The 26129-nt window shown below is 73.8% G+C and carries 26 protein-coding genes; 15 read left to right on the top strand and 11 right to left on the bottom strand.

Features of this window, described 5'->3' with window-relative positions:
• Positions 1 to 8: 8 nt before the first annotated feature.
• On the top strand, positions 9 to 722 hold the full coding sequence (locus ACYVDO_RS14630; RefSeq protein ID WP_460937157.1) for an SGNH/GDSL hydrolase family protein: 714 nt from the start codon (positions 9 to 11) through the stop codon (positions 720 to 722).
• 1 nt (position 723) lies between these two features.
• Complete coding sequence (locus ACYVDO_RS14625; RefSeq protein ID WP_460937155.1) at positions 724 to 1536, top strand: arylamine N-acetyltransferase family protein; 813 nt, start codon at positions 724 to 726, stop codon at positions 1534 to 1536.
• 77 nt (positions 1537 to 1613) lie between these two features.
• Here the strand turns inward: ACYVDO_RS14625 and ACYVDO_RS14620 are convergent, their stop codons facing one another.
• From ACYVDO_RS14620 to gntA, 3 genes are all read right to left on the bottom strand, one after another.
• The gene (locus ACYVDO_RS14620) at positions 1614 to 2252 is read right to left on the bottom strand and encodes a hypothetical protein (RefSeq protein ID WP_460937153.1); all 639 of its coding nucleotides are present in this window, start codon (positions 2250 to 2252) and stop codon (positions 1614 to 1616) included.
• A gap of 126 nt (positions 2253 to 2378) precedes the next feature.
• Complete coding sequence (locus ACYVDO_RS14615; RefSeq protein WP_460937151.1) at positions 2379 to 3029, bottom strand: DUF1989 domain-containing protein; 651 nt, start codon at positions 3027 to 3029, stop codon at positions 2379 to 2381.
• Positions 3026 to 3751 (bottom strand): guanitoxin biosynthesis heme-dependent pre-guanitoxin N-hydroxylase GntA, encoded by a 726-nt coding sequence (gene gntA, locus ACYVDO_RS14610; protein WP_460937149.1) that lies wholly within the window; start codon positions 3749 to 3751, stop codon positions 3026 to 3028. The genes ACYVDO_RS14615 and gntA overlap by 4 nt, the downstream gene beginning before the upstream one ends.
• A gap of 146 nt (positions 3752 to 3897) precedes the next feature.
• Here gntA and ACYVDO_RS14605 point away from each other — a divergent pair, with 146 nt between their 5' ends.
• A complete protein-coding gene (locus tag ACYVDO_RS14605; RefSeq protein WP_460937147.1) occupies positions 3898 to 4419 on the top strand; it encodes a DUF4396 domain-containing protein in 522 nt (173 codons plus the stop codon).
• Positions 4420 to 4510: 91 nt separating this feature from the next.
• Here the strand turns inward: ACYVDO_RS14605 and ACYVDO_RS14600 are convergent, their stop codons facing one another.
• The 5 genes from ACYVDO_RS14600 to ACYVDO_RS14580 all read right to left on the bottom strand — a co-directional run bounded on the left by ACYVDO_RS14600 (position 4511) and on the right by ACYVDO_RS14580 (position 9285).
• Positions 4511 to 5050 carry a hypothetical protein gene (locus tag ACYVDO_RS14600; RefSeq protein WP_460937145.1) on the bottom strand — a complete coding sequence of 180 codons (540 nt, stop codon included), beginning with the start codon at positions 5048 to 5050 and terminating at the stop codon, positions 4511 to 4513.
• Between the two features lie 89 nt (positions 5051 to 5139).
• A complete protein-coding gene (locus tag ACYVDO_RS14595; RefSeq protein WP_460937143.1) occupies positions 5140 to 6057 on the bottom strand; it encodes a glycosyltransferase family 2 protein in 918 nt (305 codons plus the stop codon).
• Entirely contained in the window at positions 6054 to 7103 is a 1050-nt protein-coding gene (locus ACYVDO_RS14590) for a glycosyltransferase (protein WP_460937233.1), read from the bottom strand. Before ACYVDO_RS14590 ends, ACYVDO_RS14595 begins: the two co-directional genes overlap by 4 nt.
• A gap of 44 nt (positions 7104 to 7147) precedes the next feature.
• Positions 7148 to 8212: a glycosyltransferase gene (locus tag ACYVDO_RS14585; protein WP_460937141.1), complete on the bottom strand. Its 1065-nt coding sequence runs from the start codon at positions 8210 to 8212 to the stop codon at positions 7148 to 7150.
• Positions 8200 to 9285 (bottom strand): glycosyltransferase, encoded by a 1086-nt coding sequence (locus ACYVDO_RS14580; protein WP_460937139.1) that lies wholly within the window; start codon positions 9283 to 9285, stop codon positions 8200 to 8202. The genes ACYVDO_RS14585 and ACYVDO_RS14580 overlap by 13 nt, the downstream gene beginning before the upstream one ends.
• Positions 9286 to 9673: 388 nt before the next feature.
• On the opposite strand from ACYVDO_RS14580, the gene leuS reads away from it, so the two are divergent.
• The 5 genes from leuS (at position 9674) to ACYVDO_RS14555 (ending at position 17857) form a co-directional block, all read left to right on the top strand.
• Entirely contained in the window at positions 9674 to 12574 is a 2901-nt protein-coding gene (gene leuS, locus ACYVDO_RS14575; RefSeq protein ID WP_460937137.1) for a leucine--tRNA ligase, read from the top strand.
• 117 nt (positions 12575 to 12691) lie between these two features.
• Positions 12692 to 13540: a DegV family protein gene (locus ACYVDO_RS14570; RefSeq protein ID WP_460937134.1), complete on the top strand. Its 849-nt coding sequence runs from the start codon at positions 12692 to 12694 to the stop codon at positions 13538 to 13540.
• On the top strand, positions 13537 to 14271 hold the full coding sequence (gene plsY, locus ACYVDO_RS14565; protein ID WP_460937132.1) for a glycerol-3-phosphate 1-O-acyltransferase PlsY: 735 nt from the start codon (positions 13537 to 13539) through the stop codon (positions 14269 to 14271). Before ACYVDO_RS14570 ends, plsY begins: the two co-directional genes overlap by 4 nt.
• Positions 14272 to 14345: 74 nt before the next feature.
• Entirely contained in the window at positions 14346 to 15392 is a 1047-nt protein-coding gene (locus ACYVDO_RS14560; protein WP_460937130.1) for a helix-hairpin-helix domain-containing protein, read from the top strand.
• Positions 15389 to 17857 (top strand): ComEC/Rec2 family competence protein, encoded by a 2469-nt coding sequence (locus ACYVDO_RS14555; RefSeq protein WP_460937129.1) that lies wholly within the window; start codon positions 15389 to 15391, stop codon positions 17855 to 17857. Before ACYVDO_RS14560 ends, ACYVDO_RS14555 begins: the two co-directional genes overlap by 4 nt.
• Positions 17858 to 17933: 76 nt before the next feature.
• Here the strand turns inward: ACYVDO_RS14555 and ACYVDO_RS14550 are convergent, their stop codons facing one another.
• Positions 17934 to 18863: a LysR family transcriptional regulator gene (locus ACYVDO_RS14550; RefSeq protein ID WP_460937127.1), complete on the bottom strand. Its 930-nt coding sequence runs from the start codon at positions 18861 to 18863 to the stop codon at positions 17934 to 17936.
• A gap of 73 nt (positions 18864 to 18936) precedes the next feature.
• Between ACYVDO_RS14550 and ACYVDO_RS14545 the strand changes: the two genes are divergently transcribed.
• From ACYVDO_RS14545 to ACYVDO_RS14530, 4 genes are all read left to right on the top strand, one after another.
• Positions 18937 to 19653 carry a DUF6318 family protein gene (locus tag ACYVDO_RS14545; RefSeq protein WP_460937125.1) on the top strand — a complete coding sequence of 239 codons (717 nt, stop codon included), beginning with the start codon at positions 18937 to 18939 and terminating at the stop codon, positions 19651 to 19653.
• Positions 19654 to 20084: 431 nt separating this feature from the next.
• Entirely contained in the window at positions 20085 to 20570 is a 486-nt protein-coding gene (locus ACYVDO_RS14540) for a hypothetical protein (protein ID WP_460937123.1), read from the top strand.
• A 127-nt stretch (positions 20571 to 20697) separates the two neighbouring features.
• Complete coding sequence (locus tag ACYVDO_RS14535; protein WP_460937121.1) at positions 20698 to 21978, top strand: patatin-like phospholipase family protein; 1281 nt, start codon at positions 20698 to 20700, stop codon at positions 21976 to 21978.
• 61 nt (positions 21979 to 22039) lie between these two features.
• The gene (locus ACYVDO_RS14530) at positions 22040 to 22888 is read left to right on the top strand and encodes an NAD-dependent protein deacetylase (RefSeq protein WP_460937119.1); all 849 of its coding nucleotides are present in this window, start codon (positions 22040 to 22042) and stop codon (positions 22886 to 22888) included.
• 6 nt (positions 22889 to 22894) lie between these two features.
• Here ACYVDO_RS14530 and ACYVDO_RS14525 read toward each other — a convergent pair whose 3' ends face one another.
• A complete protein-coding gene (locus ACYVDO_RS14525) occupies positions 22895 to 23539 on the bottom strand; it encodes a class I SAM-dependent methyltransferase (protein WP_460937117.1) in 645 nt (214 codons plus the stop codon).
• A gap of 18 nt (positions 23540 to 23557) precedes the next feature.
• On the opposite strand from ACYVDO_RS14525, the gene ACYVDO_RS14520 reads away from it, so the two are divergent.
• Together ACYVDO_RS14520 and ACYVDO_RS14515 are read left to right on the top strand one after the other, a co-directional pair.
• Complete coding sequence (locus ACYVDO_RS14520) at positions 23558 to 24079, top strand: GNAT family N-acetyltransferase (RefSeq protein ID WP_460937114.1); 522 nt, start codon at positions 23558 to 23560, stop codon at positions 24077 to 24079.
• A 91-nt stretch (positions 24080 to 24170) separates the two neighbouring features.
• Positions 24171 to 24590 carry a DUF4259 domain-containing protein gene (locus tag ACYVDO_RS14515; protein WP_460937112.1) on the top strand — a complete coding sequence of 140 codons (420 nt, stop codon included), beginning with the start codon at positions 24171 to 24173 and terminating at the stop codon, positions 24588 to 24590.
• Between the two features lie 3 nt (positions 24591 to 24593).
• On the opposite strand, the gene lexA is transcribed toward ACYVDO_RS14515, so the two are convergent.
• The gene (gene lexA, locus ACYVDO_RS14510; protein WP_460937110.1) at positions 24594 to 25319 is read right to left on the bottom strand and encodes a transcriptional repressor LexA; all 726 of its coding nucleotides are present in this window, start codon (positions 25317 to 25319) and stop codon (positions 24594 to 24596) included.
• Between the two features lie 258 nt (positions 25320 to 25577).
• Between lexA and ACYVDO_RS14505 the strand changes: the two genes are divergently transcribed.
• On the top strand, positions 25578 to 25982 hold the full coding sequence (locus ACYVDO_RS14505) for a LysM peptidoglycan-binding domain-containing protein (RefSeq protein WP_460937108.1): 405 nt from the start codon (positions 25578 to 25580) through the stop codon (positions 25980 to 25982).
• Positions 25983 to 26129: the final 147 nt, after the last annotated feature.

Here is a 26129-nt window from a genome sequence, read left to right as displayed (position 1 = left end):
ATGGGCCGGTGAGTGCGGTCTTCGACTACGAGAACCTCAGCGCGCGGCCGGCAGGTCCGGTGCTCACGGCGCTGTCGTGGGCCCTCCCGGGGGTGCGCGAGGTGCGGTCCCAGACGGCGCCCTATGCCGCGTTCTGGCGCGCGTCCAACGCCGCCGCCCTCGAGCAGGACGGTCCGCTCTGGGTCGCCCTCGGCGACTCGATGACCCAGGGGATCGGGGCCAGCGCGCCGGACCGCGGCTACGTCGGCCAGCTGCGCGACCACCTCGCAGCGGCAGGTCGCGCGCACCGGCTCGTCAACCTCTCGGTGACCGGCGCGCGGGTGCAGGACCTCGTCACCCACCAGCTGCCCGCGCTCGAGCGGCTGGTCGGCGGCGGTGAGGTGCCCGACCTGGTGACCGTCGTCATCGGGTCGAACGACGTGCTGTCACCGCGCAGCCGGGCCGGCCTCGCCGGGCGGTTCGAGGCGATGCTCGACCGGTTGCCCCCCGGCGCGGTGGTGGCCAACCTCCCCAACCCCCAGTCCGAGGCGCGCCGGGTCGGCACGGTCCTGCGCGAGCGGGCCGCCCGCGGCGAGCTCGTGGTCGCCGACATCCGGGCGCACGGCCCGCGCACCTGGCGTGGGCGGTTGGCCGCCGACAGGTTCCACCCCAACGACATGGGGTATGCCGGGATGGCGCGGGTGTTCGACGTGGCCCTCGGACTGCCCGGCGGGGAGGGCTGAGGTGGACGTCACGGCATACCTGGCCCGGGTGGGCCAACCACGGCGGAAGCCGGGCATCGAGGCACTCGGCGACCTGTACGAGGCCCACGTCCGCACGTTCACGTTCGACAACATCGACGTGCTCCTCGAGCAGCACCCGGGGGTCGAGCCGGACGTCGTCGAGGCCAAGTTCGTCGGGCGCGGGCGTGGCGGGTACTGCTTCGAGCACTCGACCCTCCTGTGGCGGGTGCTGCAGGAGCTGGGCTACGACGTCGAGCGCAGGCTGGGCCGGGTCGGCGACGTGACCGCGTCCGCACGCACCCACTGCGTGCTGTCGGTCCGCCTCGACGGGCGGCGTTGGCTCGCCGACCCCGGGTTCGGGCTCAGCCTCCTGCGCCCCGTCCCGCTCGAGGACGGAGCGCGCGAGGACCACGGCGGCTGGGGCTACCGGGTACGCCGCGTCGACGGCTCGGTGAGCGGGCCCACCTGGGAGCTGCAGCGGTGGCGTGAGGGGGCGTGGGAGCTGATGCACACGACCGACGAGCTGCCCGTGCAGCAGGTCGACGTGCGGTCGGGGCACCACTACACGAGCACGTACCCGGCCTCGCACTTCCGGCACGGCCTGATGCTGACCCGCCACCAGCCGGGCCGGCACACGACCGTCACGCACGAGCACGTCACCGTGCGTCGACCGGGGGAGCCCACCCAGCAGCACCGGCTCGAGCCCGGCGAGCTCGAGTCGCTGCTGCACGACCTGCAGGTCGGGCTCACCCCCGACGAGCGGAGCCGGCTGCTCACCGTCGTCGAGCGGCCGCGGGCCGAGCCGCCCCGCTGAGGGAGCGCTCCGCTGAGGGAGGGCTCCGCTGTGAGCCTGCGCGCCGAGGCGGTCGAGCCCGGCCGGGGTCGGTCCGGTCAGGCGTCGTGGTCGTCGCGGACGGAGGAGTCCCACCGCCACGGCCTGCCGCGGGTCTCCTCGGTGCGGCCCGTCGCCGCGAGCAGGTCCTGCCAGGGGTCGGCGCCGGGGACGACGTCCGGGAAGACGCGGTGGAGCACGCGCTCGGCGATCCCGGCGTCGACCTCGAAGGGGATGTCCTGCGCGGTGAGGACGTCCCAGGCGTGCAGCGCCCCCTCGACGATGCCGATCGCCGCGAAGCCCGAGGCGTCCGGGTTCCCGGAGGGGTGGAAGCCGAGGTGGCCCGGGGGAGCGGTCGCGGTCACCGCCACGAGCAGCCCACCGGTCGCGTCGACGCCGCGCACGATCGCCGCCGTGCCGCCGTCCGGGTCGGGCCAGCAGAACATCGGCGGGCTGCCCTCGCGCCAGGGCGGCGGCTCGAGGAACGGGACGTAGCTGTCGACGTGGACCTCGCGGCTGGCGAGGTTCATGGCGTAGAAGGCGAAGTCGTCCATCAGGTGCGCAGCGGTGTCCCGGCAGTCCCACTCCAGCCGGTGCGCCGGCCGCTCCCAGGCGTCGTCGGGCACCCGGGCGAACCCGGCCATGATCGTGTCGACGACGACCCGCAGGTCCTCGGGGGTGGAGACGGCTCGGCTCATGGCCCCGACCCTAGGCGCGGGGCCCGACGCCGCCCACCGGGTTTCGGGCCGGGTCGGGAGCAGGGGGTGCTCAGAAGCCGGGGCCATCCGCGGCCACGGTGCGGAGCCGAGGCCGTCAGGAGGCGGTCAGGAGCCGATGCGGTAGTCGATCGGCTTGCACGTGCCCGCGTTCGACTTCTCGGCCGAGCAGGCCGTCAGCCCCACGTGCAGGTCCAGCTCCGCGCGCACGACGAACCGGTCGCCCGCGACCGACGTGGGGGGGTCGATGTGCAGCTCGCCGGACCCTTCGGACCACACGTTCATGAAGATGTTGAGCGTCGTCGAGACCTGGTCGGCCATGACCCCGAAGGGCGCGAGCCCGGTCGAGAGGTTCTCCAGGCAGCTGGGGTGGTAGGCGCCCTGGAACTCGGGGTAGAGCAGGTCGAAGGTCTGCTGGCTGCAGGGCGTCAGCAGGATGTCGTGGTGCCCGCAGGTGTCTTCGACGACGGTGAGCATGGGGCGGCTGCGGTTGGAGTACAGCACTGACCCGGTGGTGACGGCGACGGAGTTGGCGTAGTCGATGGTGCGGCCGGTGGAGAACCACTCGTCGTGGTCCTCGGCGCTGAAGCAGAACAGGTCGCTGACCTGCTCCCCGGTCGGGTCGACGACGGTGAGCAGCTCTCCGGCCTCGAGCAGGAAGCCCGTGCCCGTCTGCGGCGACAGCCGGGTGAAGCCCGGGGCCGGCCCGTCGGCGCTCGTCCTCGCGTGGCCCTGGGCGGTGCCGGGTCCGGTGCTCATGCCGTCGCCCCTTCTCCCAGTGCGGGGGGCTCCCAGTCGGCGGGGACGGCCCGGCCGGAGTACTGGGCCGCCTCGGAGCCGCGGCCGTGGTCGGCGACCATCGGGTTGAGCGAGCCCTGGAGGGCGACGTCCCGCGTCCGGATGGTGTCCCGCATCCGCTCGAACCGGTCCGAGGCCCGCAGCTGCTCGAACTGCTCGTGCAGGTTGAAGACCAGGGTCGGCAGGGGTGCGCGGCGGGCGATCCGGGACGACAGCGGGTGCAGGCCCACGACAAAGTACGCCGTACCGCCCACGCTGAAGGCGAAGTGGGGGTCGGTGGGGTCCGCGGAGACCTGCGGGTCCCAGGGCTGGTCGTCGACGTGGTGGAGCAGCTCGAGCTGGCGCCACAGCAGCTGCTCGAAGTGCGACTCGTCGCGGACGTCGGTCCGGGCGAAGACCGCCAGGAGCGAGGCGAACCCCTCGTCGAGGTCGGTGGCGTCGGCGAACCGGTCGAGCTCGTCCCTGAGCGCCACCGCCGCGTCCCGCGTGCCCAGCTGCTCCAGCACGACGACCCGCGCCCGACTTCGGTTGAACACCGAGCGGGCGCCGAGACAGGGGTACTCGGGGTGCAGCACCATGGTCTCCAGCGCGTCGGCCACCTGCTCGGCGGTGCGGGGCTGGCCGTCCGAGTGCACGTGGGCCAGGTCCTGCAGGACGGTGGGCAGGGGCGGCTCGTGGCTCACGGAGCTCCTCGGGGTCGACGGCGTGCGGACCTCGCAGGTCCGTGGACCGGCCCCTACCCGCTGGGGACGGGGGCCAAACGCGGCCGGGCGGCGCGGTGATGCTGGGCGACAATGGCGCCGCACTGCGGAATATACCCTGTGGGGGTATGGTTGAGGTCACCATGACAACCACGGGAGACCACCACCACGTCCAGCACGGCGACGGCCCCCACACCTCGGGACCGGCCGGCTCGCTCTGGCGGCAGGCCGTGAGCGCCACGCTCCACTGCCTCCTCGGCTGCGCCATCGGCGAGGTCCTCGGCATGGTCATCGGCACCGCCCTCGGGTTCCACAACCTGGGCACCGTCGTCCTGTCGATCGCCCTCGCCTTCGTCTTCGGCTACTCGCTGGCCATGCGGCCCATCCTGCGCGCCGGCCTCACCCTGGCCGCGGCCCTGCCGGTCGCGCTGGCGTCCGACACCGTCTCGATCGCCACCATGGAGGTTGTCGACAACGCGCTCATGCTCGTCATCCCAGGGGCGATGGACGCCGGGCTGAGCAGCGCGCTGTTCTGGCTCTCGCTCGTCCTGTCGCTCGCCATCGCGTTCACCCTGACCGTGCCGGTCAACCGCTGGCTGCTGGCCCGCGGGCGGGGCCACGCGGTGGTGCACCAGTACCACCAGCACTGAGTGGCGCCGGTCCGCAGCTGGTCCCCCGGCGGCCGTCAGCCCTGAGGGTGCGCCCGGCCGGGCGTCGACCGGGCGGTCCACCCGGCGGGCGTCAGCGCCCTGCCGGGCGGCGCGGGCTCTCGGAGTCGGTGAGCGCGTCGAGGTCGGCGAGCGCACCGGCCACTAGCACGAGGCCGACCGACATCGCGCCCCGCCACGCGATCACCGCGGGCGAGGCGCCGCTGGGGACCGTGGGTGCCAGGCCCACGGTGACCAGCACGAGCCAGCCACCGACGGCCATGAGCACCCCCGGCAGCCGCGGGAAGACGCTGCCGCGCAGCACCGAGATGCCGAACAGCGCCAGACCCGCGGGGACCCATGTCGGGTTCCCCGCGAAGCCGAGGACCAGCACCGCGAGCCCCGCCCAGCCCAGCCAGGCGGACCGCGAGTCGGCCTGCCGCAGCTGGTACCCGACCAGCGCGGCACCGACCAACACGGCCGCCACCAGCCCGGTCAGCGCCAGCACGACGCCCGGGACGGGGGCGTGCACCGCGCTGAACATCCACCAGGCGAAGAGCACCAGCCCCCCTGCGTCGCCCGCGACCGGACCGACACGCTCGAGCGTCGCCGCCATGTCCTGCGTCTGCGCCATGGGCCGAACGTACGACCTCCGTCTCGACCTCGCATCGTCCGATTGACGCAGGCGCCCGCCACGGGGGCGGCCGGCGACGTCACGGCGCCTCAGCCGGTGACGACCCACCGGCCGGCATCTGGGTCGAGCCGGGCCAAGCCGCGCCGGTACAGCTCGGCCAGCCACCCCTCCATCGGGAACCAGCCCCACCGGTCGTGGAACACGTTGGCGTTCCTCACGATCGAGCGCCGGTGGCGCAGCGGTGGGCTCTCCTGCTCGTGGTGCTGGTGGAAGGCCGTGGCGCCCCCGACCCAGAGCATGGTGCCGCCCGCCGCGCGGATCCGCTGCCCGAAGTCGGTGTCCTCGCCGCCGTAGCCGACGTAGTCCTCGTCGAAGCCCCCCAGCCCCCGCCAGCCCGACGCGGTGACCGCGAACGACAGCGACCAGAACAGCCGGACGTCGTCGGCGACCTGCGTCGTCCCCGGGGTGGGCGCGGGACGGGCCGGGTGCGGCCTCGCGGTCGCAGCGAGCGAGGGCACCCGGTATGCCGTGGGGTGACCGACCGGGGGCAGGTAGGCGACCTCACCGCACGCGACCACGGGACCCGTCCCGGCGTCACGAAGCACCTGTGCGTAGCGGCCCACGGTGTCCTGGCCGGGGATGCAGTCGACGTCGAGGAACACGAGGACCTCGGCCCCGAGGTCCAGTGCGGCCTCCGCTCCCGCGTTGCGGGCCGTGGACAGGGGCAGCTCTCCGCTACCCGTGAGCGGCACCGGGACCACCGCAGCCGCCGGGTGGAGCTCGCGTGCGACCGCCTCGACCCCGGCGTCACCCATGGCGACGACCACGTAGGTGTCGGGTCGTACCGACTGGCGGCCGAGCCCCCAGCCCTGGCCCCGGAGGTGCTCGTGCCGGCCGTGGGCGAGGGTGATGACGGCCGTGCGGGGGTGGCTGACCCGACCGCCGGCGTCGCCGCTCGTGCGCTCACCGGGACGGCCGCTCGGGAGGGGCTCCGGGTGGCCGTTCACGCGGGCACCCGGGCGGGGAGCCCCACCTCCGACAGGAGGGCTGCGGCCCGGGCTGCCCCGTCCCCGGTGCTCCAGCGGGCCCAGCCCTCGCCGCCCGTCGCCACGGCCTGATCCAGCAGCCCCGGCCACTCGTGCGGCGGCGGCCAGCTCGTCCGGCCGACGGCCAGGCCGAGCTCCTGGACGCACTCGGCCGTCGCCACCTGCTCGTCGTGGGGGCGCGGCTGGGCGACCACGACGGCGGGACGCCGCGCTGCGGCGACCTCCGCGACCGCGTTCTGGCCGGCGTGGGTCACCACGACGTCGGCGCGCCGCAGCTCGTCCCACAGGTCCGTCGACGCGCGCGCGCCGGGGGAGCGTTCGACCCAGGTCCACCCAGGGGTTGCCGCGCGGGCGGCAGCCACCTGTGCGGCCGTCGTGCCCCGGCCGCCCGCGCCCCAGAGGAGGAGCACGGACGGTCCGGACGACGTCCCGCCGGGGGCCTTGTCCCGGGCGTCGCTCGGCGCGGGGGGTCCGGCCCACGGGGCTGTCGGGTTGCCGTCGGCCGGCACTGCGGCTGCGCCCTGCCGGCTCAGGGAGTCGAACCTGGAGATGCCGCCGACGCACCGGTTCTTGGCGACCCACTCCGGCGGCCAGGCCCGCTCGTGCGTCCCGGCCGGCCACGGGGCGAGCAGGGCTTCGGCCGTGTCGTACGCGAGCCGGTGCGCCCGGTCGTCACGGCGCCCGGGCAGGGCCACGACCACCGTGGGGACGCCGGCCAGCCGGGCCAGCAGAGCGACCTCGACCGACACGTCGACCACAAGCAGGCGCGGCCGGTGCCGGGCGGCCCAGGACACGACCTGCTGCGCCCGGCGCGCCAGCCCGGCGTGACCGCGGGGGACCCAGTGGAGGGCGCCCTGTGCCGTGACGTCGGCGTCGTGGTCGAGGGGATCCCCGGGGGCGTCGTCGTCCCGGGCCAGCTCGGTCCAGCCCGAGCTCCAGCCCTCCGGGCGCGGGGCCGAGCTGAGCCCCCAGACGGGTTCGTCCAGCGCCGCCGCGACGGCCTGCATGCGAGTCACGTGGCCGGCCCCTTGGTGGTGGGCGTAGTACCCGATCATGCGGCCTGCCCGACCTGCGTCATGTCCTCGTACCGCTCCACGTAGGCATCGACCATGGTGTCGAGCGAGCAGTGCCGGACCGCATGGTCGCGGCAGCCCGCGCGGTCGAGGATGACCGCGCCCGGCAGCGCGGCAGCCGCCGCGTCGACGTCGCCCGGGGCCACGAGGACGCCGGTGCCGGGGACGACGAACTCGCCCAGGCCGCCGCGGCGGTAGCCGACCACGGGCGTGCCGCACGCCAGCGACTCGGCCGCGACCAGACCGTACGGCTCGTCCCAGGCGGGCGTCACCAGCGTCGCCGCACTCGCTCCCACGAGGTCGCGCAGCGCGCGCACGCCGAGGTGCCCGACGTACTCGGCCCCAGCCCCCAGCAACGGCTCGACGACGTCGCGGACGTAGCCGGGGTCGCCGACGGGACCGGCTAGTCGCAGCCGCCGCCCGCTCGCCGCCGCGATGGCGATGGCCTCGTGCGGTGCCTTCTCAGGGACCAGGCGGCCGAACCACACGAGGTCGGTCCCACCCGGGCCGGGAGTCCACGTGGAGGTGTCGACGCCGTTGTGCACGACGTCGGCGGTGGTGACGTGCCGCCACTGCTCCGCGGTGTGAGCGCTGACGGCGACGAACCGGGCCCGGGACTGGTCCATGAGGGAGATCGCGGGCTCGAGCCACGGGGTGGGCGGCGTGTGCAGCGTCGTCAGCATCGGCGCGATGCAGGCCTGCGCCAAGGAGATGGGGACGAAGTGCAGGCTGTTGTTGTGGATGACGTCGACGTCGCGCCGCGCTCGCAGCTCGAGCATGACCTGCAGGTAGGCGTGGTGCTCGCGCAGCCACGGCTCCGGCGGCATGCCCACGTCGGCCCGCGCCGCGTCGCTGAGCCGCAGCGGCGCCACCATGAGCTCGCGGGCGTCGAGCTCCGGGTCGCTGCCGGGTCCGGCGAACACGGTGACGTCGACCCCCCGGTCACGCAGTCCGCGCACGAGCGCCCAGGTCAGCGACTCCAGTCCTCCGGCGAAGGGCTGCCGAAGGGGATGGCGGGCGGCGGCGAGGATCACGACGTGCACGCGCGCCTCCGGCCCAGGACGCCCTCGTACACGTCGTGGTGCACCGCGGCGACCTGCTCCCGCTCGGCCCGGCGCTCCTCCGTGGTCGCCCGGGGGGCCGCTCGTCCGGCCAACCAGCCACGGTGCGCGTCGCGCAGGGCCGCCACGAGGGACGGCACGCGCTCGGCTCCGTCCGCGGCATACGTCAGGCAGGGCCGCTGCTGGGCGTAGAAGCCGCAGTCGGGGGCGGCCACCCACGTGCCGAGGTCGTGGCAGGCCTCGAGCCAGCCGGAGTGGGTGCCGAAGCGGTACGGCAGGACGGACACGTCCAGGCCCTGCAGGTACGCCCAGAGCTCGTCGTCGGAGAAGTAGTCGTGCACCCGCAGGTCGACCCGGCCGTCCTCCGCGAGGGCGGTGAGGTGGGCCGCGAGCACGGGGTCGTGCCGCGCGAAGCCCTCGGTCATGACGTCGGTGTGCGCGTCGATGTGCAGCACGGCTCCGGGCAGGTCCCCGAGAGCGCCGACCATGCCGTCGACCAGGGCGAGCGGCTCCATGTTGGCGCGCAGGCTCTTGGCGTGCAGCCCGACGACGAACCGGTCCCGCACGGGACGCGGCCGCCCGAGCCACTCCTCCGGGACGACGTGCGGATGGGGGACGACGGTCGCGGTCCGTCCCCAGCGCTGCTCCAGGACGGCGGCGGCGCCGGGGGTCAGCGTGAGGAGGGCGTCGGCGGCCGCGACGAGCACGTCGAGCTGGGCGTCGTGGGTCTCGGCGGTGGGGTGGTGCGGGTTGCGCAGGTCGTGCACGGTCAGCACGAGCGGCTTGTCGTGCTGGCGGAGGGCGAGCGTGAGCGCCTCGAGGTCCGCGGGCGACAGGGCGTCGAACCCGAAGTGGACGTGCATGAGGTCGAACTCGGCCGCGTGGCCGTGCACCCACGCGCTCGTGAGCATCCGTGGCGGCCACCAGGGCGAGTCGGGGGAGGCGCCGGACGGCGGATCGGGGAGGCGGACCACGTCGGCGGGTGCCGGCCCTGGGGACGCCAGGTGCCGGACGTAGACGTGGCCGGACGGGATGGACGCGACGAGGATGCTCACAGCTGACCTTCGGGAGGGGTCGGGCGCGGCTGCACCCGACCAACGGGCAGCAGGCAGGTGGCTCGACCGGCTGTGGACTTCCCGACCAACGTAACCGGCATCCCCGACACTCGCTCCTCCGGCTGCGCCGACCCCCCGTCGGCACGCCCCCGGCGCAGGGGGCACGGGGGCTGCGGGCTCAACCTGCGAAGCGGCCTGCGCTAACCTGTCCTCGTGGCACGGTCCCTGCTCCTTACCTAGCCGCGACGACGACCCGACAGGACGTCGACGCGGCCAGCCCCTCCTGCGCGAGGGGCTTCGTTGTGTGTGGGCGCACCGGTGTGTGGACGCACGCAGCGGGTGGAGACCGTCGGGAGCAGGCCCGACCAGACGAGACGACGAGGACGAGATGAGCGACACGACGCCGCACCGGTACACCGCAGCCCTGGCCGACCGGATCGAGGTGGCCTGGCAGGACCGCTGGGAGCAGGAGGGGACGTTCCACGCCCCGAACCCGGCCGGTCCGTGGGCCGAGCCCGAGAAGGTCGGCGACCGCGAGAAGCTGCTCGTCCTCGACATGTTCCCGTACCCCTCCGGGGCGGGCCTGCACATCGGGCACCCGCTGGGGTACATCGCGACCGACGTGTTCGGGCGCTACCACCGGATGACCGGCAAGAACGTGCTGCACTGCCTGGGCTACGACGCGTTCGGGCTGCCGGCCGAGCAGTACGCCGTGCAGACCGGCCAGCACCCGCGGAAGACGACCGAGGAGAACATGGTCGTCATGAAGCGCCAGCTGCGGCGGCTGGGGCTGGCGCACGACGACCGGCGCGCGATCGCCACGATCGACCCCGAGTACTACAAGTGGACCCAGTGGATCTTCACCCAGATCTGGGACGCCTGGTACGACGTCGACGCCGTCCGTGAGGACGGTGGCCGGGGGAAGGCGCGGCCGATCCGCGAGCTGGTCGCACAGCTCGAGAGCGGCGAGCGCCCGACGCCGGACGGCCGCGACTGGGCTGACCTGTCCGCGGCCGAGCGCGCGGAGGTCCTCGACGGGTTCCGCCTGGCCTACTCCTCGCAGGCGCCGGTCAACTGGGCGCCCGGCCTGGGCACGGTGCTCTCCAACGAGGAGGTCACCAACGACGGCCGGTCCGAGCGCGGCAACTTCCCGGTCTTCAAGACCAACCTGCGCCAGTGGATGATGCGGATCACCGCGTATGCCGACCGGCTGGCCGACGACCTCGACCGCGTCGACTGGCCCGAGAAGGTCAAGCTGATGCAGCGCAACTGGATCGGGCGCAGCCAGGGCGCACGGGTGCGGTTCCCGGTCGCCGGTCACGACGTCACGATCGAGGTCTTCACGACCCGGCCCGACACGCTGTTCGGCGCGACCTTCATGGTGCTGGCGCCCGAGCACCCACTGCTGGAAACCATTGTCTCCCAGGGCGACTGGCCCGAGAGCGTCAACCCGGCGTGGACCGGTGGCGAGGTCACCCCCGCAGCCGCGGTCGCGGCGTACCAGCGGGCTGCCTCGCGCAAGTCCGAGGTGGAGCGGCAGACCGAGGGCAAGGACAAGACCGGCGTCTTCACCGGCGCCTGGGCGACGAACCCGGTCAACGGCGAGCAGATCCCGGTCTTCGTCGCCGACTACGTCCTCATGGGGTACGGCACCGGCGCGATCATGGCCGTGCCCGCGCAGGACACGCGAGACTGGGAGTACGCCGAGAAGTTCGGGCTGCCGATCGTGCGCACCGTCCAGCCGAGCGAGGGTCACGACGAGTCGACAGCGTTCACCGGCGACGGGCCGGCGGTCAACTCCGCCAACGACGAGATCTCGCTCAACGGCCTGGGGGTCGCCGAGGCGAAGTCCGCGATCATCGACTGGCTGGTGACGAAGGGCTTCGGCGAGGCCACGGTCAACTACAAGCTGCGCGACTGGCTGTTCAGCCGGCAGCGGTACTGGGGCGAGCCGTTCCCGATCCTGTTCGACGAGGACGGCGTGGCCCACGCGGTGCCCGACTCCATGCTGCCGGTGGAGCTGCCGGACGTGCCGGACTACTCGCCCAAGACGTTCGACCCCGACGACGACTCCTCGAGCCCGGAGGCGCCCCTGTCGCGGGCCACCGAGTGGGTCGAGGTCGAGCTCGACCTCGGCGACGGCTCCGGCCTGCGCAAGTACCGCCGCGAGACGAACACGATGCCCAACTGGGCGGGGTCGTGCTGGTACTACCTGCGCTACCTCGACCCGGCCAACGACGAGGCGTTCGTCGACCCCGAGAACGAGCGCTACTGGATGGGCAAGCACCCGACCCCCGTCGAGGGTGCGCCGGCCGGAGTCAGCGACCCCGGTGGCGTCGACCTGTACATCGGTGGCGTCGAGCACGCGGTGCTGCACCTGCTGTACGCGCGGTTCTGGCACAAGGTGCTGTTCGACCTCGGCCACGTCAGCAGCGAGGAGCCGTTCCGGAAGTACTTCTCCCAGGGGTACATCCAGGCCTTCGCCTACCGCGACAACCGCGGCCAGCCGGTCCCCGCCACCGAGGTCGAGGAGGTCGAGGGCAGCGACGCCCAGGACCCACAGTTCACCTGGCAGGGGCAGCCCGTCACCCGCGAGTACGGCAAGATCGGCAAGTCCCTCAAGAACGTCGTCAGCCCGGACGAGATGTACGACGCGTACGGCGCCGACACCCTGCGGGTCTACGAGATGTCGATGGGGCCGCTGGAGCTGTCCAAGCCGTGGGAGACACGCGCCGTCGTCGGGGCGCAGCGGTTCCTGCAGCGCCTGTGGCGCAACGTGATCGACGAGGAGACCGGCGAGGTCCGGGTGGTCGACGCACCGCTCGACCAGGACACGCTGCGCACCATGCACCGGACCATCGACGCGGTGTCGAAGGACTACCCGTCGCTGGGCTTCAACACGGCGATCGCCCGGCTCATCGAGCTCAACAACGCGCTCACCAAGCTCGACGCGGTGCCCCGGGAGGCGGCCGAGACCATCGTGAAGATGGTCGCGCCGATCGCCCCGCACATCGCCGAGGAGCTGTGGTCGCGGCTGGGCCACGACGAGACGATCACCTACGAGTCGTTCCCCGTCGCCGACCCGGCGCTGCTCGTCGAGGACACCGTGACCTGCGTCGTGCAGATCAAGGGCAAGGTCCGCGACCGGCTCGAGGTGGCCGCCGACATCAGCGAGGACGCGCTGCGCGAGCAGGTGTTGGCGCTGCCCAAGGTCGTGGCCGCGACCGAGGGCGGCATCCGCACCGTCATCGTGCGGGCGCCCAAGCTGGTCAACGTCGTCCCGGTCTGAGCCGTGCGGGTCCCGCGCTGCTCGTCCCGGTCCTGGGCGGTGCGCGTCCCGCGCTCCCCGTCCCGGTCCTGGGCGGTGCGGGTCCCGCGGGCCCCGTCGCGCCGATAGCCTGCGCGCGTGAGCGTCGCCCTCGTCACGGACTCCACGGCATACCTGCCGGCCTCGGTCGTCGAGGCCCGCGGGATCCGCGTCGTGCCGCTGCACGTGGTGATCGGCGGCACCGAGTTCAGCGAGGGCGTCGACGTGACCACGGCGGAGGTGGCGGCCGCACTGCGCGCGTTCAGGCCGGTGTCGACGTCGAGGCCCTCGCCCCAGGCGTTCCTCGAGGCGTACGAGAAGGCCGCGGCCGGCGGAGCGGACGCCGTCGTCTCCGTGCACATCTCGGCCGACATGTCCTCGACGGTCGAGTCGGCGCACCTGGCGGCGAAGCAGTCGCCGGTGCCGGTCACCGTGGTCGACTCGCGGTCGCTCGGCATGGCGATGGGGTATGCCGTGGTCTCGGCTGCCGACCTCGCGGCCGGTGGCGCCTCGGCCGAGGAGGTCGCGGCGGTGGCACGCTCGCGCAGCGAGGCCTCGACGGTCGTGTTCTACGTCGACACGCTCGAGCACCTCAGGCGCGGCGGCCGGATCGGCGCGGCGTCGGCACTGCTCGGATCGGCGCTCGCCATCAAGCCGATCCTCGGGCTCGGGGACGGGCACATCCGCCCGCTGGAGAAGGTCCGCACGTCCGCCCGGGCGCTGGCCCGGCTCGAGGAGCTCGCCGTCGAGGCGGTCACGGCAGCGGAGGGTGACGTCGACGTCGCCGTGCACCACCTCGACTCCGCGGCCCGGGCGGAGGACCTCGCCGAGCGGATCCGTGCGCGGGTCCCGGGCTCGGACGAGGTCGCCGTGGTGGAGCTGGGAGCCGTGGTGGGGGCCCACGTGGGTCCGGGCACGCTGGCCGTGGCGGTGTCGCCGAGGCCATGACGGCGCTCGACGTGGTGGTGGGGCCGGCCGGCCAGGTGCTCTGGTCGGCCGGTGGGGCGGTCCGGTCGGCCGGGGACGGGATGTGGTCGGCCGGGGAGGTGGTGTGGTCGGTCGGAGGGGTCGTCCAGGGAGTCGTCGCGGCGGTGGCGGCGTTCCTGCTCGGGTCGGTCAACCCGGCGACGATCCTCGCGAGGCTGCTGGGCAAGGACCTGGCCCGCTCGGGATCCGGCAACCCCGGGGCCACCAACGCGGGAAGGGTCCTCGGCGTGCGCTGGGGTGTGGTCGTCGGGCTCGCGGACGTCCTCAAGGGCTGGCTGCCGGTGGTGCTCGCGGCGTCCTGGCTCGGCCCCGTCGTGGCGCTCGTCGTCGGGCTCGCGGTCGTCCTGGGGCATATCTGGTCGCCGTTCCTGCGCGGCCACGGCGGGAAGGGCGTGGCGACGTCGCTGGGGGCGATCCTCGCGGTCCAGCCGTGGTTCGCGGTGGTCATGCTGCTGCTGTTCGCGCTGCTGGTGTGGCGGTTCCGCTGGGTGGCGGGCGCCTCGGTGACGGCGTGCCTCGTGCTGCTCGTCCTGGGCCTGCTGGCGCTGCTCGGCTGGCTGCCGGGGTGGGCGCCCGACGTGAGCCGGCAGACGGGGCTGTGGTGCGTGCTCCTGGCGCTGGTCGTCATCTACCGGCACCGCCGCAACATCGAGCTGTGGCTGCTCGCCCGCCGGGAGTCGTCCACAGGCTGACCCTGCGCCCCCGGCCGTCCACAGGCGGAGGCCGCGTGGTGCCGGGTTGCCCGCCGGCTTCCTAGCGTTCCGGTATGCCGTTGCGCCGCCGACCGCCCGAACCGTCGCCTCGACTGCGTGCCCTCCTCGACCGGGCGAGCGCGAGTGCCCCCGGCGAGCCGGCCGGTGGTGTGCCGGCCGGCGAGGCGACCGGTGCACCGGCGAGCGGGTTCGAGCCCTGGCAGCCGGAGCGAGCGTGGATCGCCTCGCCGCCCCAGTCCGCGGGTGCACCGCGCGTGACCGACCCCACGCAGGAGCCGCCCGCTGCCCGGGACCCCGCGGGGTCCCGAGCGGGGCGCGGCACGCCGGTCCTGCCCGGGCGGCATCGTCGACCCCGGCCTCCCGGACCGCCGTGGCTCGCGGTCCCGGAGGCGCTGCGAGGCGCCCGGCTGACGGCCCCGCGCGCGGCTGCGGCGGGGCTGCTGCTCGTGGTGCTCGTCGCGTCCCTCGTCTTCGGCGCCCGGGTGGCCCTCGCACGTGCCGCGAGCGAGCCCCGGCCGGTGGCGCCCGCGCCCTCGCAGTCGGCCGTCCTCACCCGTGGACCCTCCACCTTCGCCACGTCCGCCACCAGCGCGGGCGGGGGAGGGCCGCCGACCGCCCTGGCCACGGTCACCATCCACGTGGTCGGGCAGGTCACCCACCCCGGGGTGCTCCGCCTGCCCACCGGCTCACGGGTCGGGGACGCCGTCACCCGCGCGGGTGGCGCCCTGAAGGGCGCCGACCTCGGCGCCATCAACCTGGCCCGGGTCCTCACCGACGGCGAGCAGGTCAGGGTGCCCAAGCCGGGGGAGGCGGTCACCCAGCCGGGCGGGGCGGCAGGGGGCGGCGGCGCCGGTGGGGCCGGTACTGCTGGGGGCGGGACCGATGCGGGGGCAGGCGGTCCGGCCGGCGGACTGGTGGACCTCAACGCCGCCACGACCACCCAGCTGGAGGACCTGCCCGGCGTCGGGCCCGTGCTCGCGCAGCGCATCGTCGACTGGCGCACCGAGCACGGCCGCTTCACGACGGTCGACGAGCTCAACGAGGTGAGCGGCATCGGCGAGAAGATCTTCGCCCAGCTGAAGCCCAAGGTGACCGTGTGAGCGCCGAACCCCGTTCGCGCCGTAAGCCCGCTCGTCGCGCGGAGGTTCCCCACGACTCCCGGACGCCGGGGCAGGCAGTGCCGCCGGCGACCAGCCTCGACCTCCGGCTGCTGGTGCCGGCCCTGGTCGCCTGGGCCTTCGCGGCGTCGGTGCTGGGCCTGCCCGTCCAGGCGCTGGTCGTGGTGTCGTCGTGCCTCGTGGTCCTGGCGCTCGTGGTCCTGGCGCTCGCCGCCGGGCGGGTCGGCGTCTCGGGCGGTGGGGCGCCGACCTCCCGCCGGTTCCGCGCGGCCGTGATGGTCGCGATGTGCGCCGCGGCGTGCGCCCTCACGGGCGTGTCCGTGGCCGGTCACTCCGCCGTGCGCTCTGCGGGCCCGGTCGAGGCGTTGGCTCGCGACCACGCGACCGTGCAGGTGGTGGCGGTCGTGGCCACGGATCCCCGCCTGCGGCAGACCACCGGCCTGGCGGGTGCCAGCGTCTACGCGCGTCTCACCCTCAGCCAGGTGACGGCGCGGGGACAGGTCAGCCGCGTCCACGCCCCGGTGCTGCTCGTGGCCGACGAGCGCTGGCGCGACGTCCAGTGGCACCAGGAGCTCGTGGTCCGCGGCCGGCTGGTCGCCGCGGACCCCGGCGACGACGTCGTCGCGGTGCTCAAGCCGTCGGGCGGTCCGGCGGCGGCTCGGGACCCCGGAGTCGTCGCCCGCGCTGCCGAGCACCTGCGGTCAGGGCTGCGCCGGGCGTCCGACCCGCTGCCTTCGGACGCGCGTGGACTGCTGCCCGCCCTGGTCATCGGGGACACCAGCCGCACGCCCTCGGACCTCACGGACGCGATGCTCGCCACGGGGATGACCCACCTGAGCGCGGTGTCGGGCTCGAACGTCGCGATCGTGCTCGCGTTCGCCCTCGGGGCGGCTCGGCTCGGCGGCCTGCCTCGGCGGGCCAGGGTGCCGTGGGCGCTGGTGGTGCTGGCCGGTTTCGTCGTGCTCGCCCGCCCCGAGCCCAGCGTCGTGCGCGCCGCGACGATGGGGGCCATCGGGCTGCTGGGCCTGAGCGCCTCCCGCCGAGCGGCAGGCGTGCCGGTGCTCTCGGGCGCGGTCGTGGTGCTCCTGGTCGTTGACCCGTGGCTCAGCCGCTCCTACGGCTTCGCCCTGTCGACCCTCGCCACGCTCGGGCTGCTGCTCTTCACGCGTTCCTGGGGCCGGGCGATCGGGCGCCGGCTGCCCGGCCGCGCGAGCTCGCTCGGCCCGGCGCTCGCGATCCCGGTGGCCGCCCAGGCCATGTGCGCCCCGGTCGTGGTCCTCCTGCAGGGCTCGGTGTCCGTGGTGGGGATCCTCGCGAACCTGCTGGCCGCCCCACTCGTCGCACCCGCCACCGTGGCCGGCGTGAGTGCTGCCGTGGTGGCGCCGCTGTGGCCCCTCGGCGCGACGCTGCTGTGCTGGGCGGGGGCCCTGCCCAGCCTCGGCATCAGCTGGGTCGCCCGCACGTGCGCGACGGTGCCGGGCGGCACGCTGCCCTGGCCCGACGGTGCGCCCGGCGCGGTCCTCCTCACGGTGGTCACCGTGCTCGTCGTGGTGTCCGCGCGCCGGTGGGCCCACGTCGCCCGGTGGCACCCGGTCGCCTTCCTGGCCGCCGTGCTGCTGGTGGTGGCCGCGGCGGCTCCCACGTCGGCGGTGGCCTGGCCGCCGCCGGGCTGGCGCTTCGTCGCATGTGACGTCGGCCAGGGCGACGGGCTGGTCCTGGCCACGAGCCCGGGCCACGCGGTCGTCGTGGACGCCGGGCCCGACCCGGCCCTCATCGACGCCTGCCTGCGCCGGCTGAAGGTGGCGGTGGTCGACTCGCTCGTCCTCACCCACTTCCACGCCGACCACGCCGACGGACTGCCCGGGGTGTTGCGAGGACGGACCGTGCGCGGCGTCCTCGCCACCCCGGTGCGCGACCCGCCCTACCAGTGGCGCGAGGTGGAGGGCTGGACCCGCGCACGCGGCATCCCGGTCACTGACCTGGTGGCCGGCGACCACCTGAGCTGGCCGGGCGTGGAGGCCGACGTCTGGTGGCCGGCCCGCCGGCTCGACAGCGGCTCGGTGCCCAACAACTCCTCGGTGGTCCTCGCCGTGCGCGCCGGGCCGGTCGACCTGCTGCTGCTCGGGGACGTGGAGCGCGAGGCGGCCCACGCCATCCTCCTGCAGCTGCGGCGCGACCCGGCCATGGCGGCGCGGGCCGGGAGCTTCGACGTCGTCAAGGTGGCTCACCACGGTTCGGCCAACCTCGACCCCGAGCTGCTCGCGGCCGTCGCGGCGCCAGTGGCCGTCATCAGCGTGGGCAAGGACAACGACTACGGGCACCCGTCACCGAAGGCGCTGCAGGCGCTGGCGCGCGACGGGTATGCCGTGCTGCGCACCGACCAGCGTGGCGACGTCGCGGTCGTCGAGGACCGGGGAGCGGTCGGGGTGACGTGGCGCAGGCGCTGACCGCCCCCTGCCCGTCGACGCACCCCGGAGCGCTCCGCAAGGCGTCGCGGGTCGCCCGGACGCGCCGGGGCAGGAATCAGGTGCTGGCGAGGACCCGCGGCGTGGCCTTGGCCGCCTCGACGAGGGCGTCGATGGTCGCCTGCACGGCCGGCACCCGCTCCAAGTCGGGGGTGGTCACGACACTGACCGTGCGCCGCGAGGCCGGTTGGATCGGCAGGGTGACGACGTCCCGGTGGTGGGCCGTGCGCAGGATGAGGTCGGGGATGAGGGCGACCCCGAGGCCTTCGGCGACGAGGCCGAGCACGGCCACGTAGTCCTCGGTCTCGAAGCCGACGTTGGGCGAGAAGCCGGCCGTGGCGCACATCTGCAGCAGGTGTCCGCGGCAGCGCGGGCAGCCAGCGATCCAGTTGTCGTCGGCGAGCTTGGTGAGGTCGGCGACCGGCTCGGTGGCCAGCGGGTGGTCGCGGGGGAGCGCGAGGCGGACCTCGTCGTCGAGGAGCTTGTGCTGGACGAAGAGGTCCATGTCCTCCTCGCCGCGGCCGACGTCCGTGCCCTCGTAGGCGAAGGCCACGGCGAGGTCGCACTCGCCCGCCTTGAGCGCGGCCAGCGACTCGGGCGGCTCGGCCTCGGTGAAGGTCACCTGCACGTCCGGGAACCGCTGCTTGACCAGGGCGAGCGCGCGGGGCACGAGGGTCGCGGAGCTCGACGGGAACGCCATGAGGCGCACCCGCCCGGCGCGCAGCCCGGCGATGGCGGCGACCTCCTCCTCGGCGGCGTCGAGCGCGGCGAGGACCGAGACCGCGTGCCGGGCGAGGACCTGACCCGCCTCGGTGAGCCGCACGTTGCGGCCGACGCGCTCGACCAGCACGGTCCCGGTGCGCTGCTCGAGGCGGCGCACCATCTGGGAGATCGCGGGCTGGGAGTAGCCCAGCGCGAGGGCGGCGCCGGTGAAGCTGCCCTCGTCGGCAATCGCCTTCATCACGCGGAGGCCGGCTGCGTCGATCATGTCTCCAGCATAACGCAGAGTTATCGAAGCGGAAGACTTGTGCAGGATCGGTGATAGCCGCAGGTCGGGGGCGGTGCGGAGGACCCCTGGGGACAGCGCGGTCGCCGAAACCGGGCAAATCCGTAGAATCGCTGCTGCAGACAGGCCGCCCGGGCCGCACCGTGGCGGCTGCCGGCGAAGGGGGAGCAGGGTGCAGGTCCGCAGAGGGGCGCTCACGGCCGTCGCGGTGGCGGCGTCGGTCACGCTGGCCGCGTGCTCCGGCGGGGGCGAGGACCCGCCGCCGACGACCTCGGCGACCTCCACCAGCTCGAGCACCTCCAGCCCGCCCTCGACGAGCACCACTCGGTCCCCGAGCGCCACCAACACGGTGGCGCTCCCGCCAGAGGCGACCAAGCACACCGAGGCCGGCGCCATAGCCTTCGCGAAGTACTTCTTGCAGGTCTCCAGCGAGGCATTCGTGGCAGGCGATGGATCGACGGTCCGGGCCCTTTCTGAGAGCTCATGCTCCGGTTGCGGGGCGATCGCTCGGGCAGCCGACAACGAGTATGCGGACGGTTTACACCCGGCGACTGCCCGCTTCGTCTTCCAAGACTCCAATGTGCACCCAAGCAGCTCTGGCGACCTCCGAGTGATCGACGTGATTGGCACAGAGAAGTCAGTCGCAATGGTTGACGCGACCGGAGCTGAGAAGCGCCGGACCAAAGCTGAACCCTCATGGACGAGATCGACGGTCCGGTGGACAGGCAGGGAATGGGTGATGCAGGACTTCGCGGTGGTGAAGCAGTCATGATTCGGCGCCTGGTCCTGGCCATCGCGCTTGTTGCGGTGATCGGGCTCGGAGCTGGATCGGCGGCATCTGCGGACGGCCCTGCCAACCCGGACGGCTCGCTCACGACGGCGACCGCCAACGAAGGAGTGACTGTCAGCGCTGACACGTTCAGGGTTCCCTCTGGTTCCTCCAACACGAAGGGTGATCAGGAGAAGCCGATCGCCATCGGGGTGACTGCTCTGCAGGCCCTGGAGTTCCGCGCCTCCTTGGGCTGCGGGGATGCCTCTAGTCCGGACGCAACGGTCGACGTCACTGACTGCACCTTGGCCCTGTCTGCCTGTGGGGACAACGCCATCCTTCTGTATGTGTGGGCGCGTCGCGCCGCCAGCGAAGAGCCTTGGCAGTTCAAAGGGCAGACGTGCAAGGCCTCACAACTCCCGGTAGGGACTGGCATGCCGCCCGCGATCCCGACCATGGCGCAGCTCCAGACGGCCTTCCGGCAGCTGCCGTTCTCCAAGCCCACGGTCGGCATCCAGCCCGAGGGCAACACGACGCTGGTCAACCTGCCCACCTACTTCCGGGCCGAGTGGCCGGACGACACCGGCCTCCAGCCGGGCGAGGTCAGCAGGCCCGTCAGGCTCCTGTCCTGGACGGTGGAGTTCAAGATCGCGGCCCGCTCGTACGACTTCCACTACGGTGACGGGTCCAGCAGCGGCCCTACCTCCGACCCCGGCGGCGTCTACCCGGACGGCGCGATCCGCCACACCTACGCCGAACCCACTGCGGCCGCCCGGGTCAGCGTGGACTCGACGCTCACCGCGCAGTACCGCGCCAACGGCGGCCCGTGGCAGGACATCGACGCCGTCGCCGACCTGCAGGACGAACCCGTCACCACCCTCCAGGTCCGCGAGGCCCACGCCCGCCTGGTCACCCGCTGAGCACGGCATCGATGAGCCCGGCGTCGATGACCCCGGCGCCAACGACCCCGGTTTGGACGACCCCGGTTAGGACGAGCCCGGCGCCGGCGGGCGGTTGTCCGGACCGTCTGCTTGCATCGTCGGCACCATGAAGCCGGAGCAGACCGCCACCACCCGAGCCCTCGACGACGTCGATCCCGACACCGACGTCACGGACCTCGGCGGCATCGAGGGCCCGACCGGCGGCTCGCGTCGCAGGGGGACCGCACTCTGCCTCTCCGGCGGCGGCTACCGCGCAGCCCTGTTCCACCTCGGCGCGCTGCGGCGGCTCAACGAGCTCGGCGCCCTCGCCCAGCTCACGACGATCAGCGGCGTCTCCGGCGGCTCCATCGTCGCCAACCTCGTCGCCGACCCCCGACTGACCTTCCCGGGCGGCAGCGCGGGAGAGGTCGGCGGCTTCGACGAGTACGTCGCCGAGCCCCTCGCCCGCCTCGCCTCGCGCAACATCCGCACCCCGGCACTGCTCAGCCGGCTGCTCCCGTGGCGCTGGTCCACCTCGGACGCGGCGGTCCGGGCCCTCGCCGACGAGTTCGCGCAGACCGTCGACTGGTGGTCCAGGCCGTTGCGCGACAACGCCGTGGCCGGGCCCGCGGTCATCACCGGTGCCACCGAGATCGGCTACGGCGTCAACTGGGTGTTCGAGGACCCCACCGCCCACAAGCCGCACGGGCGGGTCGGCGACTACCGCCTCGGGTATGCCGCCCCGCCGCCCGGACTGCGGATGGCGGACATCGTGGCCGCGTCCTGTGCCTTCCCGCCGTTCTTCGCCCCCATGGTCCTCGACGGCGACGCGATCGGGCTCACGGGTGGCCACCAGGGCCTGGAGTCCGACGAGGCCCGATGGGAGATCCGGCGCCGGATCCGCCTCACCGACGGGGGCGTCTACGACAACCTCGGGCTCGAGCCCGTCTGGAAGCGCCACGCCACCGTCCTGGTCAGCGACGGCGGCGGTGTCTTCCGCGCCCGCACCGAGCGCACCGTCGCCGGCCGCATGCTGCGCATCCTCGGCATCGCGACCAACGGCGGCCAGTCGGTCCGCTCCCGGTGGCTGCACGCGGCATACGCGCGCAAGGTCATCCTCGGCACCTCGTGGGCCCTCGACATGGTCGTCGACGGGTGCTACCCGCGCCGGACCACCGAGCTGATCAACGCGGTCCGCACCGACCTCGACACCTTCTCGCTCCAGGAGCAGCACGTCCTCGAGCGCCACGGGTACCTCGTCGCCGACGCCCAGGTGCGCGCGCACGCCCCCCACCTCGTCACCAGCAACGTCCCGGCCCGCCCACCGCACGAGGACGTCGCGGACCCCGCCGTCGCCGAGCGCTCCCTGGCCGACTCGGCCAGGCGCCGACTGCTCGGCCGGTTCTGAGCGGTCCCACCGCACCGGCCTTGCCGGGTGCCGCCCACCCGCCCCACGTACCCTGAATCCCGTGACCTTGCCCGCCACCACGTCGACCGAGGACGCCCTCGACGACCTCGCAGCGCTGCTGGACCGTGGCGGCGTCGTCGCCCTGACCGGCGCCGGGATCTCCACCGAGTCGGGCATCCCCGACTACCGCGGCCCGGACGGCGAGCGCCGGGTGACGCCGATGCAGTACTCGGAGTTCACCGGCTCGAGCGAGGCCCGCAAGAAGTACTGGGCGCGCAGCTACGTCGGCTGGCAGCGGTTCAACCTCGCGCGCCCCAACGCCGGGCACGACGCGGTCGCCCGGCTGCAGGCCAGCGGCCGCATCGGCTCGGTCATCACCCAGAACGTCGACGGCCTGCACCAGCACGCCGGCGCCACCGACGTCGTCGAGCTGCACGGCTCGCTCGCCAAGGTCGTCTGCCTGACCTGCGGTGACCGCAGCAGCCGCTGGGACCTCGACGAACGGATGCGGGAGGCCAACCCCTCGTTCACGGTCACCTCCGACGAGATCCGGCCCGACGGCGACGTCGCGCTCAACGCCCTCGACGTCGAGTCGTTCGTCGTGCCGCTCTGCCTCGTCTGTGGCCGGGACACGCTCAAGCCGGACGTCGTGTTCTTCGGCGAGTCCGTGCCGAAGCCGTTGGTGGAGAGGTGCTTCCGGCTCACCGAGTCGGCCAGCGCGCTGCTCGTCCTGGGCTCGAGCCTGAAGGTGATGAGCGGCTACCGGTTCGTCCGGCGCGCCCACGCCCTCGGCATCCCGGTCGCGATCATCACCCGTGGCCCCACCCGTGGCGACGGCGAGGCCAGCCACCAGCTCGACGCACCCCTCGGGCCCACCCTCACCCGGCTGGTCGCCCGGCTGGGGGCCTGACCCGCCTCACCCCGACGGTCGCCGGGCCACCAGGACCACGTCGATCGCGTCACCCGCGTCGGTCTGCCGGACGACCTCCTCGCAGCGCTCGACGTCGAGGTCTGCCGCCACCTCGCGCAGCCCCTCGACGGTCTGCAGCAGGGCGGGGTCCGACGGGCCGCCGACGCCCTCGGTGAGGTTGCGCAGCGCGTGCCCGACCACGACCAGCGCCCCTCCCGGCGCGAGCCACGCCGTGGCCCGGGTGAGGACGTCCTCGGGCAGGTGGAGGTAGGCGACGAGGACGAGGTCGTAGGCCGTGTGCGCCGGCGGCTGCCAGGAGCGGACGTCGGCGACGACGCAGTCCACCCGCAGCCCCCGGCCCGTCGCCTCCTTCTCGCCCTTGGCCAGCCCGACCGCGGAGAAGTCGACTGCCGTCACCCGCCACCGCCTGGCGGCCAGCCAGACGGCGTGCCGGCCCTCGCCGGCGCCGAGGTCGAGAGCGCGCCCCGGCTCCCAGTCGCCGACGATGCGCTCGACCTCCGCGTTCGGCTCCGCGCTCCACACCCTGCCCTGCGCGGCATACCGCTCGTCCCACAGCTGGCGGCGCCCGGTGCCGGTGCTCGCCGCGCGTGCGCCCCCCGGCGCGTGCTCGTGACCGCGATCCTCGCTCATCCCCCTAGCATCGCCGATATGACTGCCCCTGCCACCGCGGGACGACCGCCGGTCGAGGTCCGCGACGCGGCCCCGACGGACGTCGGTGCCATGGCCGCCATCTACGACGAGCAGGTGCGGACCTCGGTGGCGACGTTCGACACGCAGGAGCGCGGCGCGGCCTACCTCGGCGAGAAGCTCGCGGCGACGGGGCCCGGGAACGTCGTCCTCGTCGCCTGCCTCGGGGACGAGGTCGTCGGCTACGCGTTCTCCGGTCCGTTCCGGCCGCGGCCGGCCTACGACGGGACCCGGGAGGTGTCCGTCTACGTCGACGCCTCCGCCCGTGGGGCGGGCATCGCCCGCAGCCTGTATGCCGCGCTGCTGGCCCGGCTCGACGCCGAACCGTCCGTGCACACCCAGCTCGCGGTGATCGCACTGCCGAACGAGGCGAGCGAGGCGCTGCACCGCAGCTTCGGCTTCGAGCGGGTCGGCGTGCTGCGCGAGGTCGGCAACAAGTTCGGCCGGTGGGTCGACACGGCCTGGTACCAGCGGCTGGCCTGAGCCGGGTCCCGGAACAGCACTGGCGCGTCACGCCCTGGCTTGGCACTCTCGTGCCGAGGAGATTCGCGCGAAGACTCGGGGAGGCTGACCCATGGGTGCGACCGGTGCCGGACCGTTCGAGAACGACGACGCCCTCGACTTCCTGGACGACCTGGAGGAGGCCGACGCCCAGGCGCGCCGGGAGCGGGTGGAGTCCGCCCTGGGGCGGGTCGTGCGCTCGCGCGACTACATCGAGGCCCCGGTGATGTCCGAGGCCATCGCCGCGGCCGTCATCGTGTCCGCCTGCGACGACCCGGAGTCGGTCGTGGGCGAGCGCAACGTGCCTCGCTGGGTCGACGAGGACCCGCTCGACATCGACGAGCGCCTCGAGGAGCTCGCCACCCAGGCGCTGCACCGCGCCCTGCGCTCGGAGGACAACGAGCTCTGGGAGCTGTGGGCGGACGGCGACGGCGGCGAGAAGTTCAGCGCGCGGCTGACGCACTACCTCGACGCCCTGGGCGACGAGAGCTAGGAGTCAGACCCGTCGCAGGACGGCGGTGACCTTGCCCAGGATCGTGGCGTGGTCACCGTCGATCGGCTCGAAGGCCGGGTTGTGCGGGAGCAGCCACACCTTGCCGTCGCGGCGCTTGAACGTCTTGACCGTCGCCTCGTTGTCGAGCATGGCGGCCACGATGTCGCCGTTGTCGGCCGTCGGCTGCTGGCGGACGACGACCCAGTCGCCGTCGCAGATCGCAGCGTCGATCATCGAGTCGCCGACGACCTTGAGCAGGAAGAGGGAGCCCTCGCCGACGATCTGCTTGGGCAGCGGGAAGACCTCCTCGACGGACTCCTCGGCCGTGATCGGCACGCCGGCCGCGATCCGGCCGAGGACCGGCACGTAGGACGCCTCCGGCCGGGCGTCGCCCATGCCCGTCTCGTCGAACTCGGCCACCTCGTCCTGCGGCGCGGCCCCGCCGCGGTAGCCGCGGCTGTCGGCGGCGGCGTCGGGGGAGACGACCTCGATGGCGCGGGGTCGGTTGGGGTCGCGGCGCAGGTAGCCCTTGCGCTCGAGCGTCGCGAGCTGGTGCGCGACCGAGCTCGGGGAGGTCAGCCCGACGGCCTCGCCGATCTCGCGCAGACTCGGCGGGTAGCCGCGGCGGTCGACCGAGTTCCGGATCACCTCGAGGACCTTGCGCTGGCGCACGGTGAGGCCGTCGCCGCGGTCGCGGTCGGGGAGTTCCTTGACGTTGTCGCCGCTCATGACGCTCCTCGTCTCTGCAGGTCAGGTGCCGTGGATCCGGTCGGTCGCCACGCCAGGAGGCCGGTCCCGGGCCCCGGCGTGGGGGCCGTTGTCAGTGCCGTCTGGTGTGCTCCTCGACGTGGACACAGCGTATGGCGTTCGAACACAGTTGCCAAACACGTGTTCGAGGTGTGTCTTGTCCTGTTCGAACATGCGTGCTAGAACTGGCACCAGCGGTCTTCGGACACCTGTTCGATGACCTTGACGATGGAGGACCCGATGAGTGCAGCAGTCGCCTGGGATGTCACCGCCCCGCCGGTGGACGAGCCGCGCCGGCCCGCACGCCCGCACCTGGTGTCGGTGCCGTGCGGTGACGACCTCCGGCTCCCCGCCCCCGCGCCGCTCCGGCTGACCCGCGCCGGCCGGCTCGCCGTGACCCTGACCGTCCTCGTGGCGCTCGTCGCGGTCGCCGTCGCCCTCCTCGCCGGGGGAGCCTCGGCCTCCTCCGCCGCCATCGACCACTCGACCACGGTGCGCTCCGGCCAGACGCTCTCCCAGGTGGCCGCCACGCAGCTGCCCGGCCTGCCGGTCGCCGACGCCGTGGCCCGCATCCAGGTCGCCAATGACCTCGCCTCCGACCAGGTCCACGCCGGCCAGATCCTGCTCATCCCCGCCGTCGGCTGAGCCACTCTCCCCGGCCGGGCCCGGCGGCCTGGTCCGGATGCCGCGCCCGGCGTCGAGCCGGTTGTCCGGTGGGACCCGCCCGGGCCGAACGCGTCTGGGGCGACGTCCTTTTCGTCGGGAGTGCGCGCTGCCGGACCCAGGGATATG

The organism is Phycicoccus ginsengisoli (genome assembly GCF_054779295.1).
Note: the sequence above shows the minus strand (reverse complement) of the source record. Positions and strands in the feature narration are given on the sequence as shown.